Annotated in this window: 12 protein-coding genes; 5 read left to right on the forward strand and 7 right to left on the reverse strand. The window is 56.1% G+C overall.

Annotated elements, in window-relative coordinates:
- The first annotated feature begins 177 nt into the window (after positions 1–177).
- Together H151_RS0108030 and H151_RS15910 are read left to right on the forward strand one after the other, a co-directional pair.
- A complete protein-coding gene (locus H151_RS0108030; protein WP_019961139.1) occupies positions 178–3,036 on the forward strand; it encodes a TonB-dependent receptor in 2,859 nt (952 codons plus the stop codon).
- 206 nt (positions 3,037–3,242) lie between these two features.
- Positions 3,243–4,100, forward strand: coding sequence for a thermonuclease family protein (locus H151_RS15910; protein ID WP_019961140.1), 858 nt, complete (start codon positions 3,243–3,245; stop codon positions 4,098–4,100).
- Between the two features lie 16 nt (positions 4,101–4,116).
- Here H151_RS15910 and H151_RS0108040 read toward each other — a convergent pair whose 3' ends face one another.
- From H151_RS0108040 to H151_RS0108070, 7 genes are all read right to left on the reverse strand, one after another.
- Positions 4,117–4,992, reverse strand: coding sequence for an RNA polymerase factor sigma-32 (locus H151_RS0108040; RefSeq protein ID WP_019961141.1), 876 nt, complete (start codon positions 4,990–4,992; stop codon positions 4,117–4,119).
- 117 nt (positions 4,993–5,109) lie between these two features.
- The gene (locus H151_RS0108045) at positions 5,110–5,628 is read right to left on the reverse strand and encodes a CarD family transcriptional regulator (protein WP_019961142.1); all 519 of its coding nucleotides are present in this window, start codon (positions 5,626–5,628) and stop codon (positions 5,110–5,112) included.
- A 259-nt stretch (positions 5,629–5,887) separates the two neighbouring features.
- Positions 5,888–6,229, reverse strand: coding sequence for a ferredoxin FdxA (gene fdxA / locus H151_RS0108050; protein WP_019961143.1), 342 nt, complete (start codon positions 6,227–6,229; stop codon positions 5,888–5,890).
- A 66-nt stretch (positions 6,230–6,295) separates the two neighbouring features.
- The gene (locus tag H151_RS0108055; protein WP_019961144.1) at positions 6,296–6,739 is read right to left on the reverse strand and encodes a tellurite resistance TerB family protein; all 444 of its coding nucleotides are present in this window, start codon (positions 6,737–6,739) and stop codon (positions 6,296–6,298) included.
- 12 nt (positions 6,740–6,751) lie between these two features.
- Positions 6,752–7,048: a hypothetical protein gene (locus H151_RS0108060; protein ID WP_019961145.1), complete on the reverse strand. Its 297-nt coding sequence runs from the start codon at positions 7,046–7,048 to the stop codon at positions 6,752–6,754.
- Positions 7,045–9,774, reverse strand: a complete 2,730-nt coding sequence (locus H151_RS0108065; RefSeq protein WP_019961146.1) for a helicase-related protein — start codon at positions 9,772–9,774, stop codon at positions 7,045–7,047. Before H151_RS0108065 ends, H151_RS0108060 begins: the two co-directional genes overlap by 4 nt.
- A 101-nt stretch (positions 9,775–9,875) precedes the next feature.
- Positions 9,876–10,661 (reverse strand): DUF3108 domain-containing protein, encoded by a 786-nt coding sequence (locus H151_RS0108070; protein ID WP_019961147.1) that lies wholly within the window; start codon positions 10,659–10,661, stop codon positions 9,876–9,878.
- 199 nt (positions 10,662–10,860) lie between these two features.
- On the opposite strand from H151_RS0108070, the gene rpmB reads away from it, so the two are divergent.
- The 3 genes from rpmB (at position 10,861) to cobS (ending at position 14,119) form a co-directional block, all read left to right on the forward strand.
- On the forward strand, positions 10,861–11,145 hold the full coding sequence (gene rpmB / locus H151_RS0108075; RefSeq protein WP_019961148.1) for a 50S ribosomal protein L28: 285 nt from the start codon (positions 10,861–10,863) through the stop codon (positions 11,143–11,145).
- Between the two features lie 114 nt (positions 11,146–11,259).
- Positions 11,260–13,005 (forward strand): amidohydrolase, encoded by a 1,746-nt coding sequence (locus H151_RS0108080; protein WP_019961149.1) that lies wholly within the window; start codon positions 11,260–11,262, stop codon positions 13,003–13,005.
- Between the two features lie 136 nt (positions 13,006–13,141).
- Positions 13,142–14,119, forward strand: coding sequence for a cobaltochelatase subunit CobS (cobS, locus tag H151_RS0108085; protein ID WP_019961150.1), 978 nt, complete (start codon positions 13,142–13,144; stop codon positions 14,117–14,119).
- Positions 14,120–14,126 lie beyond the last annotated feature (7 nt).

Consider the following 14,126-nt stretch of genomic DNA (forward strand, 5'->3'; position numbering starts at 1 on the left):
GCGGTTTTGAAATGTGGCTAGAGCTTTCATGCGGTGTCACTTTATAGGCACACTTGGTCTGGACATTCGGCTTGATACAGGACTGTCACACTCTCCACATGAAGGTGTCATGGATCATGGGATAAGCGCGGTTCCCAGTGATTAAGGTCACGTTAAACCGTCTAAGGGGGACCACCTATGAAACGTTTTGCGATGATGTTGGGTTCAGCATCGGCTCTGGCGCTGGCTTGTGGCGCATTGGCTCATGCCGGTGTCATTCAAGGCCGCGTAACCGAGGCCAGTGGCACTGTGGGTTTGGAAGGCGCGCTGATCCGCGTTGTCGAAACCGGCCAAAGTGTTGTTGCGGGCCGCGATGGCTCATTCCGCCTGCCAAACGTTCCTGCTGGGACCTATACCCTCAGCTTCACCTATTCGGGTGCTGAAACCCAAACCCAAACTGTGACCCTGGCCTCTGCCAGCGATGTCGCCTCCGCTGAAGTGCGTTTGGGCTCTGACGTTCAGGTGATGGATAACATCTTGGTGATCGGTCAGCGCGGGGCCTTCAACTCAGCTTTGTCTCGCCAGCGCGCCGCTGATGGTGTTGAAACCATCCTGTCTGCCGACGCTGTGGGCCAATTGCCAGACGAAAACGTGGCTGAAGCCGTTCGCCGCGTACCGGGCGTCAATATCCAGAACGACCAGGGCGAAGGCCGTTTCGTGTCGATCCGCGGTATTTCGCCAAACCAGGTTGCGACCTCAGTCAATGGCGTGCGCTTGACCTCACCAGAGGCCGGTTCGCGCGCTGTCGGTCTTGACGTGATTGATGCGGACATTCTGGCCGGTATCGTGATCAACAAAACCTTGTCTGCGGACATGGACGCCGACACCTTGGGTGGCCGCGTGGATATCGAGACCCTGTCTGGCCTCGATCAAGACGATCGCCTGTTCCGCGTTAAAGTAGACGGCATTTATTCTGAATTGGCTGAAGACTATGGTCATCGTGGCTCAGTTGTCTTCGCCGACAACTTCCTGGATGGGCGTTTGGGCGTTGCCTTGTCGGCCTCTTACCAGAAGCGTGAATTTGGCTCTGACAATGTTGAAGTCGACGGTCCAGAATATGAAAACGAAGATGGCGTCATCTTCCCCTCTGAGTTGGAGTTGCGCGATTACGTCATCACCCGTGAGCGCACCTCGGTATCTTTGAACTTGGATTACCAGCTTAGCGAAAACACGCGTCTGTTCTTGAATTCTATGTATTCCGATTTCTCAGATCAGGAATACCGCAACCGGATCGAGAACAAATTCGGTAAGGGTGAGTATAACGAAGATCAGTCATCAACCTCACGCGCGGTTGTCGAAGGGACATCCGATGACGAGTTTGAAGTTGATCGCGACATGAAAGATCGTCTTGAAACCCAAGAGATGTACACAATTGCGACCGGTTTTGAGACCTTCGCGGGCAATTGGACTTTGGACGGGACGTTGAGCTTCGTTCACGCAGAAGAAGCTGAACCTAACCGGATTGATACCGGTTTCCGTGCTAAGCACGAAACAGGCTTCTACGGCGTTGATATGAGTGACCCAATGCGTCCGCGCATGGCGATCACCGATGCAACGGGTCGTGATAACTATTTCGATCTCAGCAATTACGAGTTTGATGACCTGGAATTCTTGAACGGTCTGTCTGAAGATGATGAGTTGGCCGCACAATTCAATGTTCGCTATGACCTGAATTTTGGTGTGCATCCTGGCTATATTCAGTCTGGTGCGCGTTACCGTCAGCGCGAGAAGTCATACAATGCCACTGTGCAAGTGTTTGATGGTTATGATGGTGCGGATCTGACCGCCGACCAGTTCTCTGGCCGTGTTGACTTCCCGCTGGATGATTTTGGTCTGGGCCTGAACCCTCGTTCGATCCGCGATCACTTCTTCGCCAATCGTGCCAATTATGAAGAAGCTGAAATTGACAGCCTTGTTGCTTCAAATTCAGCTGACTATAGCTTTGATGAAGATGTGTTCGCCGGTTACATCATGGCTGGTGTTGACATTGACAATCTGCACCTGGTTGGTGGTCTTCGTTTCGAGAAAACCGAATATGATGCGTCTGCTAAAGGCGTGTTCCTGGCCGAAGAAGACGCCACTGTTGGCGGCGTCGTTCTGGGTGAAGACACTGTCTTGGTGACCGACATTGTTGCTAAAAACGACTATAGTGATGTTCTGCCGAGCGTCTCAGCCAAGCTTGATTTGAGCGAAGATGTTGTTCTGCGCGCGGGTTACTACGCCTCTTTCGGTCGCCCGGAAGCTGAACAAGTGGCTCCGCGCGTTTACATCGAACAAAACGATGAAGACGAGATCGAAGCCGAATTTGGTAACCCACTCCTTGATCGCCAAAAAGCCCATAACTTTGACGTCATGGGTGAATGGTACTTCGCCGATGAAGCGGTCTTCTCTGTCGGCTTCTTCCATAAGCGCATTGACGACTATATCGCCAAGATCTCTGTCAGCGATGTTGAAGTCAATGGTGTGACCATTGAAGATGGTACAACCTACACCAACCTGGCCCGTGCGGATCTGACCGGTTTTGAGTTTAACTACCAACAGGCGCTGAACTTCCTGCCGGGCGCTTTGGATGGGATCATCGTGGGTGTGAACTATACCTATGTGAACTCAACCTCGTCTGTTGAAGACAGCAAAGGCAATCGTCGTTCCATCACCATCCCGGGTCAATCTGACCACGTCGCCAACGCGATTGTGGGCTATGACAAGGGCCCGTTCGATATCCGTTTGGCTGCGGCATACCGTTCTGATTATCTTGATGAAATCGGGGCTGGTGAAATCGGCAAATCTAAAGGCATGGATCGTATGATCGATGATCACTTGCAGCTGGATTTCTCTGCTAAATACAAAATCACCGATAACTTCCGCGTGCGTTTGGAAGTGAAAAACATCACGGATGAGCCTTATCAGGCTTACATCAAGCATGATGGTGTACGCTACAACTCTCAATATGAAGAGTATGGCCGCTCTGTTGTGTTTGGTCTGCAATACAGATATTAAGGGCTCGTGAAATCCGGATTTGGGTTTCATTGATCCACAAACTTTTAAACCCCAGAGCTATGCTCTGGGGTTTTTTCTTTTGACTTAGCTAGCACTGAGTGTGGTGATTTAAAAATATCGCGCATAGCTTGAATTTGGCTTGATCGGAGGCGCAATATCGCGCATAGAGGGGAGTTGTAATCTATTACATTCTTGCGGGGGGAAGAATGCGGGAGGCAGGCTTGCTGGTCATGGCGTTGATGATGTCTGGTTGTGGGGCCGCGCAGTCTCAAGGCGCTGAAGCCAATGAGCCGCGCCCTGACGGTTCTGAGGAGGAACTGGCTCCTGGTGAAATTCTCGTCACCTCGGGTGATAGCTTTACGTGGAATATGCCCCCAGAAGGTCCTGCCATCATTCGGTTAGCTGAAATCGATCGCCCGCGCCAAGAACCTTGGGCGAGCCTGGCTGAAGCGCGCCTGCGCGACTTATTGAGCCTGGGTGAGGCGCGTTTGATTTATGCTGGCCGGTCTGAAGATCGCTATGGTCGCCAGATTGCCCATGTTCATGTCGATACCGGTCATGAAATTGTGTGGGTTCAGAGCGTGTTGGTGGAAGAGGGTCTGGCCCTTGTCCGTAGTTATCCCGAAAACCGCGCGCAAACCGAACATCTTCTTGAAATCGAAGCGCGTGCGCGCCGCTTGGGCCGTGGGGCCTGGGCTGATGAGGGGGGATGTTTTACAATTGCTGAGCCAGATCCTAATGGTTTGGCGCAATCGCTCGATAGTTTCCAGATCGTTGAGGGGCGCGTGATCGAGGCAACCCGAGCGCGCTCGGGCGATATTTATCTTAATTTTGGCACCGATTGGCGCACAGATTTTACCGTGAAAATCCCTGAAGACGCCGTGGCGCGCTTTGATGATGCCGCCTTGAAGGCCGAGCATTTGGGCGGGGCACATATTCGCGTGCGCGGTTGGCTGAAAAACGAAAATGGTCCGATGATAGAGCTTGATCATCCTGAAGCCTTGGAGCTGCTGGATGAAAGTCAAGCGCCTGTCGATTTGCGTGAGCGCTTTGTTCGCGATTAACTCAAAGGTTTAGAGGTTACTCCATTAGATCAGCGATGGGGGCTGAGCTCAATTCGGCTTTCAACTTCTTCAACGCTTGCGCTTCGATTTGGCGAACGCGTTCTTTCGAAATCGCTAGCTGTTCGCCTATGGCGCATAAAGTCAGGGGTTCAGACGTCATGTGTCGGCGCTCGATGATAAAGCGCTCACGATCTTTGAGTGTGCTTAAGGCACGTTCCATCCAATCGCGCCTTCTTTTTCCATCAATGGCTTGGATAGCCTGATCTTCAGGCAGGGGGTTGGGATCGCACAATGTATCCTGGACTTCGACCTCGCCATCATCAAAAACCAGACTGTTCAGCGAGCTGTCGCCAACACTCAGGCGTGATGACATGTAGGCGACGTCTTTTTCGCTGACATTGAGCTTTTCCGCGATGGTCTGACACGCTTGAGCGCTGACCGGGCCGGAGCTGAAATCATGGATCAGCGCGCGCATCCGTCGTAATCCGAAAAACAGCTTTTTGTGCGACGATGTTGTACCTGTGCGCACGATCGACCAATTGCGCAGCACATAATCTTGCATATAGGATTTTACCCACCAGGTGGCATAGGTTGAAAAGCGAACTTCGCGATCGGGGTCAAAGCGTTTTGCCGCTTGCATCAATCCCAGATTGCCTTCCTGGATCAGATCGCCATAGGCAAGGCCATAGTTTTTAAACTTGGCTCCAACCCCCAACACCAGACGCATATAGGATTGAATGAGGGTGTGAAGGGCGGTTTCGTCCTGGTCCGTTTGCCAGGCTTTGGCGAGTTTATATTCTTGCTCTCGACTGAGCAGAGGGAATTTCAAGCCAATGTGATGATAGGCTTGAACCGTATCGCTATTCTTGTCGGGTCGGACTTTTGCGTTCACAGCGAACCTCCCATTTTAGAAGGTATACGCACGCCGCGCGCCATTGGATCAGGTGTGAGGAGGCATAAAAAAACGCTCCGCCGAAGCGGAGCGTTTTTTTTAAGATGGCGAAAGGACTTAAGCGGCAGCTTTACGAAGCGATTCGCTCAAAATCTCTTTGGCCTTGTCATGATCGACCTGCTCGACGGCGGCGACTTCGCGCACCATACGGTCCAGGGCGGATTCATAAAGCTGGCGCTCAGAATAAGAGGGCTCTGGCTGGTCTTCAGCGCGATGCAGATCGCGCACGACTTCAGCAATTTGCAGAAGGTCGCCAGAATTGATTTTCGCCTCATATTCCTGGGCGCGGCGTGACCACATGGTCCGCTTCACCTTGGCTTTACCTTTGAGGGTTTTTAGGGCGTCTTTGAGGATTTTGTCACTGGCCAGTGGGCGCATTCCCACACCATTGGCTTTGGCGGTTGGAACGCGCAGGGTCATCTTGTCTTGTTCAAAAGTGACCACATAAACTTCGATATCGAAGCCTGCGACAGTTTCCTTTTCCACCCCTACAACACGACCCACACCATGAGCCGGGTAAACGATATAATCGCCTTTTTTGAACGAGCGATTGTCGTTGGCGGTTTTTTTGGTCATCGACACTCTCTGTGATAAGCCCTGTCCAGAAAAAAACGCGAAAATCCCTCTCGCCATGGGGCTGTTAAGGCGCTATTAACACCTTATGCGGCATGGGAAGATTATTAGATCTACGCGTTCAATACCTGTCTTGAGCCGCTACACGCGGGTTGAGAAGGCACTTAACATAACATAAGTGCCTGCAAAATTCAACGTGCACCTGCGCTAAGTCGCGCACAGCGTGTGACTTTTCACTCTAAGCTCTGGTGATTAAAGCTGATTAAGAACTTGTCCCAGGGTTGGGAGAGAAGTGTTCATCCAGCTTATTCTTGACCCCATCCCAGTCTTCGGCATCGGCGGGCGGTTCACCTTTGACGGTGATATTGGGCCAGGAGACGGCATATTTGGCATTGAGGGCCAGCCATTTTCCGTCCGCGGTGTCTTCGGTATCGGGCACAATGGCTTCCGCCGGGCATTCGGGCTCGCACACGCCACAATCAATGCATTCATCTGGATGGATGACGAGCATGTTTTCGCCTTCATAGAAGCAGTCAACCGGACAGACTTCTACGCAATCCATATATTTGCATTTGATGCAGTTGTCTGTGACGATGTAGGTCATCGTGGGGCGTATCCTTTAGTCAAGCGAGCCTTTGCCGGGCTGACATGATATGGCGCGCGCCTTGTGTCAAGGCTTTGACATGCGCGCGCGCTGTCGCGCTGCAGCACTGTCATGATCATCAAGGCCCAGAAGGGGGGTGATTTTACGAATCATCGCCTCCTCATAGGCGCAATGCTCGCCATCGGCCATGGCCACGCGCCACAAATGCTCCAGCAAGGTTAAACGCTGATCATGAGGCAGGCCGAATTTCACGGTTTCTGTGAATTTGAAATGATCGACGGCCGTTTCGGCATAGTCCTCACCCACGGCCAGCAAAGCCTGTGCGTCATCATCGCTCAGTTCAAAACTTTTCGCCAACAGGGCCTTGATCTGTACCGCCTCGACATCGGCATAGACCCCATCGGTGAGCGCGGCTTCGACCAAGAGCGCGGCGGCCGCCTCTTGCGGGGTGGGGCGCTTGGGCGTGGGCACAGGTGAGCCGGTGAAAAATTTCTTTAAGCTGTCGAACATGGAATATCCCCTTTAGTCATCCGATAAGGGGATGTCTTTGCGCGTATAGAGCGCCATGGCCTCGCTCGCCGGACCGCGCCGCGTGCCTAACCCCACAATGTCGAGCGAAAATAGCACGCTTTCGCGCTGAAAGGTCAAGTGATCGCCGATCATCACTGTGCTGGCGGCCTTGGTCAGGCGCCGGGTCTGGCCATGGCGGGTCAGACGCACCTTGCCATCATCAATGAATTTGGCCGCCAGGGCGCGTGATTTGAACAGGCGCGCACGAAACAGCCAGATATCACAGCGTTGGGCGGTCTCTTCACTCATGAGGCGCGGTCCTGAGCTGGCGTGGTGGGCGTGGGCTTGGGTTTGGCGCGCCGACGGGATTTATATCGCTTTTGCGGGGCGGCTTTGGGCTCTGTTTTCGACTGTGATTGGGCTTTATGGTGCGCGGCTTTTTTACCCGGTTTGGCGGATTTGGGGGGCTGGGCTGGGGTGAGCGTTAGCGCCGCCAACGCGGCAAAGGGCGAATCAGGATTGACGCTCACCGGGGCAATGGGAGCCGTTTTACTTATTGGTCCGGCCTTGGGCTTGCGTCCCCCCCAAATCTCCTGCGTATCGGGTGATGGCGCGGGCGGATTTTGAGCGTCACTGTCGCGCGGTTTTTGCATCCGGCGATAGCCCAGGCTTTTTAAAACCTCGCGCAAATCCTCCCACGAACAGCCGGTCAGGCTGGTCATGCTGGGGGTCAGGGCAAAGCGGCCCTTGCTTTGGGCTTTGCGCGCTTCGCGAATTTCATCGGCCAGTTTTTCCAGCATATCCAGGCGCACAGCCACCGGACCGCAGGGCATATAGCCCGCCACGGTATAATCTTGCGCAGGGCGGGCTTTATCCTGGCGCAGGCTCACCCGGCCCGCAGGTGGGTGCAACGCGCGCAGGACATCGCCCTCGCTGGCCGCTTTTAACAATGCGTTGAGCTTGGCCGCCTTGGGTTTCAACAGGGCCGGCATGAAGACCGCATGTTCGCCGATGCGGATGCCCGCCTGTCGCAGCTGTTTGCGCTCATCGGGGCTCAGCGCGCTGATATCCGCATTTAAATCGCGCCGGGGGGCCGCGCCAAAGCGCTCTACCAGGCGATAGGCGATGCCGCGCGCCAAGCCGCCCACGCGGCTGTTATCATTCGAAAGCGTTTGGCGCAGATGGGTGAGGGGACGCAATACAGTCTGGGCCAGATGGGCAACATAATCGCGAAGCCGGGCCTCCGCCCGGGCGCGCAATTCATCAGAGCCCAGCTCCGCGCCCAACAAGGTCACGCTCGGGGCAATCGGGTTGTCGGAGGGGCCGAGGCGGCCCACTTCATGACCTTCCCAGGTGATCAGGCCGTTATCATCCAGGCTTAATTGATCCTCAGGGCATTTGATGAGCTGGCTCAGGCGGCGATTGATCTCCGGGCGCACGACCTTTAGGGCAGCATTATGCACAGCGCGTGCGGCTTGGTGATGGCCGCGATCATCGGGCACGAAGTTCAGCCCCTCAATGCGGCCTACGAAATGGCCCTCGACGGTCACCTCGCCGAGATGATCCAGCCCGGCGGCCAGATGACCCTTCTCGCGTAGACCCTTCATCAGCACCGAAGTGCGTCGATCCAGGAAGCGACTGGTCAAACGCTCATGCAGGGCATCGGACAGCTGATCTTCTACCTCGCGCGTGCGCGCACGCCAGAAGTCCGGATCCTTCGTCCAGTCATTGCGATTGGCGGCATAGGTCCAGGTGCGCACAAAGGCGAGGCGCTGGGAGAGCACATCCACATCGCCTTCGGTTTTATTCAGGCGCTTTAATTGCCCCTCCAGCCAGGCATCGGGCAGATAGCCATTGCCGGTCATGCGATAGGTGAAGAGCTTTTTAATCAGGCCGGCATGCTCATCCAGCGTGGTTTTGCAAAAATCCGGCGTGCGGCAAACATCCCACAGGCGCTCAACCGCGCTGCGACCATGGGCCAGATCACGCACTTCGGTGTCACGCGCGAGCACCTCCAGCGTGTCTTCATCAATGGCGCTATGGACGCGCTCTAAGGTCTTTTCGCGCGAGGGCACGTTGAGCGAATTGCGCAGCGCCTCGACATTAGCAAAGTCCAGGCGGTGATTGCGCCAGAACAGCCGCGTTGTTGGCTCAAAATCATGCTCTTGGACGGCCTTAACGATGTCTAGCTCCAGCGGGCGGGCATCAGCGGTTTCCCCAAAGGTGCCATCGGTGCGAAAGCGCCCGGCGCGTCCGGCAATCTGGCCGATTTCCTGGGGGTAGAGAGTGCGTCGGCGTCGGCCATCGAATTTGTTATAGGCGGCAAAGGCCACATGATCGACATCCATGTTAAGGCCCATGCCGATCGCATCGGTGGCGACCAGATAATCAACCTCACCAGATTGATAAAGCTCCACCTGAGCATTGCGGGTGCGCGGCGACAAAGCGCCCATCACCACGGCGGCCCCGCCGCGCTGGCGCCGGATCAGTTCGGCGATGGAATATACATCTTCGGCAGAGAAGGCGACGATGGCCGTGCGCCGGGCCAGTTTGGAGATTTTCTTCGGCCCGCCATAACTCAGCTCAGAAAAACGCTCGCGCCCGATAATTTCCACATCCGGGATATGGCGGCGAATGATGGGGGCCATGGTTGCTGCACCCAGCAGCATGGTTTCTTCACTGCCGCGCGCATAGAGCAGGCGTTCGGTAAAGATATGGCCGCGATCGGGATCGGCACACAGCTGGATTTCATCAATCGCAACGAAGGCCGGGCGCAGATCCAGCGGCATCGCCTCAACCGTGCAGACATAATAGCGCGCTTTGGGGGGAACGATTTTCTCCTCCCCCGTCACCAGGGCCACTTGATGTGCGCCCTTGGCCTTGACCACCTTGTCATAGATTTCACGCGCCAACAGGCGCAAGGGAAGGCCAATCACGCCGGAACTGCGCCCCAGCATGCGCTCTAACGCCAGATGTGTCTTACCGGTATTGGTTGGCCCAAGGACAGCCGTGACCGGGGCTTTGTGCGCTGCCACGTCCAGCCTCCACGCCTTAACTTCCCCCTCAAGATAGAGAGCGAAGGGCGCGCTTTTAAGCCCGCCCTGCAGTTAAGACCCATCGCCTTGTGTATAACGTCTTATTCGACGTTAATGCTCAGCGCTTTGATATTGATTTCCCCTATGGAGGATTTCAGGCGAAAGCGGACGGGTACATAGACGTCTTCGATGGGGGCCAACCAGATGGAGACCGGCTCTGAGGTTTCGTCTTCGGTGGGGCGATCGCCGGGATCATAGCCGGACACCGGCTCCAGATAGGCTTGGCACAGGATCGCATCCCCGCGCCAGGCCCGGGTGCTGACCCGGTCCGGGCCACGGTTTTCCAAGCGCAGATCATAGCGCGCCTTGCCATCGAAGACCGCGATCGTGCCGGTGCACACGCCTTGGGCGGAGTTTTGTGACGCCAGGGTCAGGCTGAAAACCGCGCTGATCGGATCCAGCGCGCCATTACGTTCGGCCTCGCTGGCGGGGGGCTCCCCCATCGAGCCGAAGGGTGGATTGATGCGCGGTGTCGCGACGCCTTCGGGGAAGTCGATGCCGACGGTGCGCCCCTTTTTGCTGGCGTGATTGATGTGATCATAGCGCCAGGGTTGCAGCGCGCGGCCATTGCGATAACCGCTGACCCCGGCATCAATATTGGTGTCATTGAACCAGGCGAGTAAGCCTGCGCTCTCGAAATGCGCGGCCGCCGAATAGGTGTCAGGCTGCAAGCTGGCCGACAGCTGAATATCCGCGACGGTTAAAAATAACACCGACCCCGAATAGCTGGCCCCGATCTGACGAGGCGTGTCGGCGCGGTCCTGGGCGTTGGCCGTTGCAGTCATCAGGGCGAGCGCGAAAACAGGCAGAGCCAAACGATAGATCATTATCATCCCTCAAAAATTGTCCCCATAGATCCCCATCAGCATATGAACACTTTTTACCCTGTCTGCAAGATGAATGGGGCTTTTACGGTAGCTCAGGCTTGACGAAGGCGCGCGCGTCCAGTACATCGCCCGCTCCCTTGCGCCGTAGGGTCTTCCTGCGGCGTATTTTTGGTTTAGACGAATAACGAAGGTGGAAGCTATGTCGCGCCGCTGCGAACTGACCGGTGTTGGACCGCGTACGGGTAACAACGTATCCCACGCCAACAACAAGACCAAGCGTCGCTTCCTGCCGAATCTGTGCGATGTTACGCTCGCCTCTGAATCGCTGGGTCGGAATTTCCGCCTGCGTATTGCAGCTAAGGCTTTGCGCAGCGTCGATCACGTCGGTGGTCTTGACGCATTTTTGTTGAAGGCTCGTGACGAGAATCTCTCGGACAATGCCTTGAAAATTAAGCGCGAGTTGAAAAAACAAGCGACTGCATAAGTCGTCTGTCAAATCGGTTTACGAAAAAACGCCCGCTGAACGCTTCAGCGGGCGTTTTACGTTTGCGTATTTCTCGCCTAATGTCCCTTAAAAATTGAGGGGAGACGTCCAAGAATGGGTGTGCGTTTAGGCGGTTTGTCCGCGCTGGCTTTGGCCTGTCTAATGGGGTGCTCGCCTGCGCCTTCATCATCTGCAACACCGGCGCGTGAGGCTGAGGTTCAAGCCAGCAACACGCCTGCGCCCATGGGTGATGTCATCCCCGCCAGCGAGCTTTATGCGGGCGGCACCATCTATACCGGGCTTCCCGGCGGTGCCCAGGTTGAGGCCGTCGGTGTGCGTCAGGGCCGGATCGTCTTTACCGGCACGCGTGAAGCGGCGCGCGCCATTACCGGACCAGAGACCCAAGAGATTGATCTGGCCGGTGCGGTGATGTTTCCCGGCTTTACCGATTCTCATGCGCATATTCTGGGCATTGGCCAGCGCGAGCGGACATTGAATTTGGAAAGCGTCGGCTCCGTCATCGAGCTACAAGAGGCTCTGCAGAGCTGGGCTGATCTCAACCGCGAGGGTGTGATCACCGGGCGGGGGTGGATCGAAACCCATTGGCCTGAGGCACGTTTTCCGACCCGCGATGATCTTGATGCGATTGTGCCCGAGCGTGCGGTGATTTTAGTGCGCGCCGATGGCCATGCGCTTGTGGCCAATTCCGCGGCCATGGCCATGGTGGGGATTGATGACGCAACCCCCGATCCGGATGGCGGGGCGATCTTGCGTGATGAGGCGGGCCGCGCGAGCGGCATGTTTGTCGATGCGGCCATGTATCCTTTGATGGCCCTGGCCCAGGCTCCTGAGGGCGATGTGCGCGCCGAGCTTTATGCCTTGGGCACTCATAAGATGGCGATGTATGGCTGGACCGGGGTCCATGACATGTCGGTGCCCTATGCGGATGTCGCGATGGCCGAAGGCTTGGCCACTGAAGGCCGCTTGAGCACCCGGGTCTATATCTCCGCCAATGGGGGGGATTATCAAAGCGTTGTGGATGAGCTGTCTTCGCGCCAAAGCGGCGATCTGGTTACCGCGCGCGCGGTGAAAGTCTATGTCGATGGCGCGCTGGGCTCACGCGGGGCGGCCTTACTGGAACCCTACAGCGATGCACCGGGCACGCGCGGCTTGATCTTGATGCAGGAAGATGAGGCCAAGGCCTTGTTTGAGCGTGCTTTGCGCGATGGGGTGCAGATGGCCGTTCACGCCATTGGCGACCGGGGCAATCGCTGGGTGCTTGATTGGATGGAAGCGGCCTTCGCCGCCGTGCCTGTGGAGGAGCGCGCGGTCGCTGAGCCGCGCTGGCGCATTGAACACGCCCAGATCTTGACCATGGACGATCTCAATCGCTTTGCCGCGCTCGGCGTGATTGCCTCCATGCAGCCCTCCCACGCGATTGGCGATCTGCACTTTGCCAAAGACCGTTTGGGTGAAGCGCGTCTTCAGGGCGCTTATGCCTGGCATGATCTGGTAGAGTCCGGCGCGCATGTCACCGGGGGCTCGGATGCACCGGTAGAGCGCGGGGAGGCGCGCATTGAGTTTTACGCCGCCGTGGCGCGCCGCGATCTTGAGGGCTTTTCCGATGCGCATTGGCATTTGGAACAGCGTTTATCGCGCGAGGCCGCGCTTTATCTCTTCACCCAGGCCCCGGCCTATGCGTCCTTCCGCGAGGATGAGCTGGGTACGATTGAGGTGGGTAAGCGCGCTGATTTCTCTGTTTTTGATACCGATCTGATGACCGCGCCCGAGGATGATTTGAAGCACGCGCGCCCGGTCATGACGATTGTGGGGGGACAAAGGGTCTGGCGCGCGGACTAAAACTGTGCCCCATCATGCTGCATCTGCGCCCAAATGCATCTCTCATGACGCCCAAGTGTGGCCAAGCCGGGTTTAGAGGTCTAACTATCACGGGTGAGAGCCATCAATTATTTTATAAGCTTCGGACCTGATTTCTATGAGCGCCCCCCATCTTGATAGCCTGACCCCTGATGCCCAAGCCGATTGCCAAGCCTTGTTTGGCTTTGATCCGGGGTTTGATGTGCCATGTTTTAGCGTGCGTGATGAGCATGTGCCGGTGATGGATGAGACCTATGTCTTTGATCCGGCAACCACGCGCGCGATTCTCGCGGGCTTTGCGTTCAATCGCCGGGTGATGGTCCAGGGCTATCACGGCACGGGCAAATCCACCCATATCGAACAGGTCGCCGCGCGCTTGAATTGGCCCATGATCCGGGTCAATTTGGATAGCCATGTCAGCCGGATTGATATGGTGGGTAAAGACGCCATTGTTCTGCGCGATGGCCTGCAAGTTACTGAGTTTCAAGAAGGCATTCTGCCCTGGGCCGTGCAGCGCCCGGTGGCCTTATTGTTTGATGAATATGATGCGGGCCGCCCGGACGTGATGTTCGTGATCCAGCGGGTGTTGGAAGCCTCGGGCGCGCTGACTTTGCTTGATCAGAATAAAGTCATCCGTCCCAATGCGGCCTTCCGCCTGTTCGCCACCACCAATACCGTCGGCTTGGGCGACACGACGGGGCTTTATCATGGTACCCAACAGATCAACCAAGGCCAGATGGACCGCTGGTCGATCGTCTCGACCTTGAATTATCTGCCCCATGATACTGAGGTCGAGATCGTTTCGGCGAAAATGGGCAAGGGCGCGAACACCCAACAAATTTCAGATATGGTCAAAGTCGCAGATCTCTCGCGCGAAGCCTTCATCAATGGTGAACTATCAACCGTGATGAGCCCGCGCACCGTGCTGACCTGGGCGGAAAACGCGAATATCTTCCAGGATATTGGCTTGGCCTTCCGTCTGACCTTCCTCAATAAATGTGATGAGTTGGAGCGTCCACTGATTGCGGAAATGTTCCAGCGCGTCTTTGGGGAGACCTTGGACGAAAGCGCGATTAAACCCAATATTCTAGCGTAGGAGCGCG

Source organism: Woodsholea maritima DSM 17123 (genome assembly GCF_000382325.1).
GTDB lineage: Bacteria > Pseudomonadota > Alphaproteobacteria > Caulobacterales > Maricaulaceae > Woodsholea > Woodsholea maritima.

Excerpts from the sequence above, each read along its gene's own strand:
- H151_RS0108070 (WP_019961147.1), bottom strand. The coding sequence starts at position 10,661 with ATGATCTATCGTTTGGCTCTGCCTGTTTTCGCGCTCGCCCTGATGACT.
- H151_RS0108080 (WP_019961149.1), top strand. The coding sequence starts at position 11,260 with ATGGGTGTGCGTTTAGGCGGTTTGTCCGCGCTGGCTTTGGCCTGTCTA.
- rpmB (WP_019961148.1), top strand. The coding sequence starts at position 10,861 with ATGTCGCGCCGCTGCGAACTGACCGGTGTTGGACCGCGTACGGGTAAC.
- cobS (WP_019961150.1), top strand. The coding sequence starts at position 13,142 with ATGAGCGCCCCCCATCTTGATAGCCTGACCCCTGATGCCCAAGCCGAT.
- H151_RS0108055 (WP_019961144.1), bottom strand. The coding sequence starts at position 6,739 with ATGTTCGACAGCTTAAAGAAATTTTTCACCGGCTCACCTGTGCCCACG.
- H151_RS0108060 (WP_019961145.1), bottom strand. The coding sequence starts at position 7,048 with ATGAGTGAAGAGACCGCCCAACGCTGTGATATCTGGCTGTTTCGTGCG.
- H151_RS15910 (WP_019961140.1), top strand. The coding sequence starts at position 3,243 with ATGCGGGAGGCAGGCTTGCTGGTCATGGCGTTGATGATGTCTGGTTGT.
- H151_RS0108045 (WP_019961142.1), bottom strand. The coding sequence starts at position 5,628 with ATGACCAAAAAAACCGCCAACGACAATCGCTCGTTCAAAAAAGGCGAT.
- H151_RS0108030 (WP_019961139.1), top strand. The coding sequence starts at position 178 with ATGAAACGTTTTGCGATGATGTTGGGTTCAGCATCGGCTCTGGCGCTG.
- fdxA (WP_019961143.1), bottom strand. The coding sequence starts at position 6,229 with ATGACCTACATCGTCACAGACAACTGCATCAAATGCAAATATATGGAT.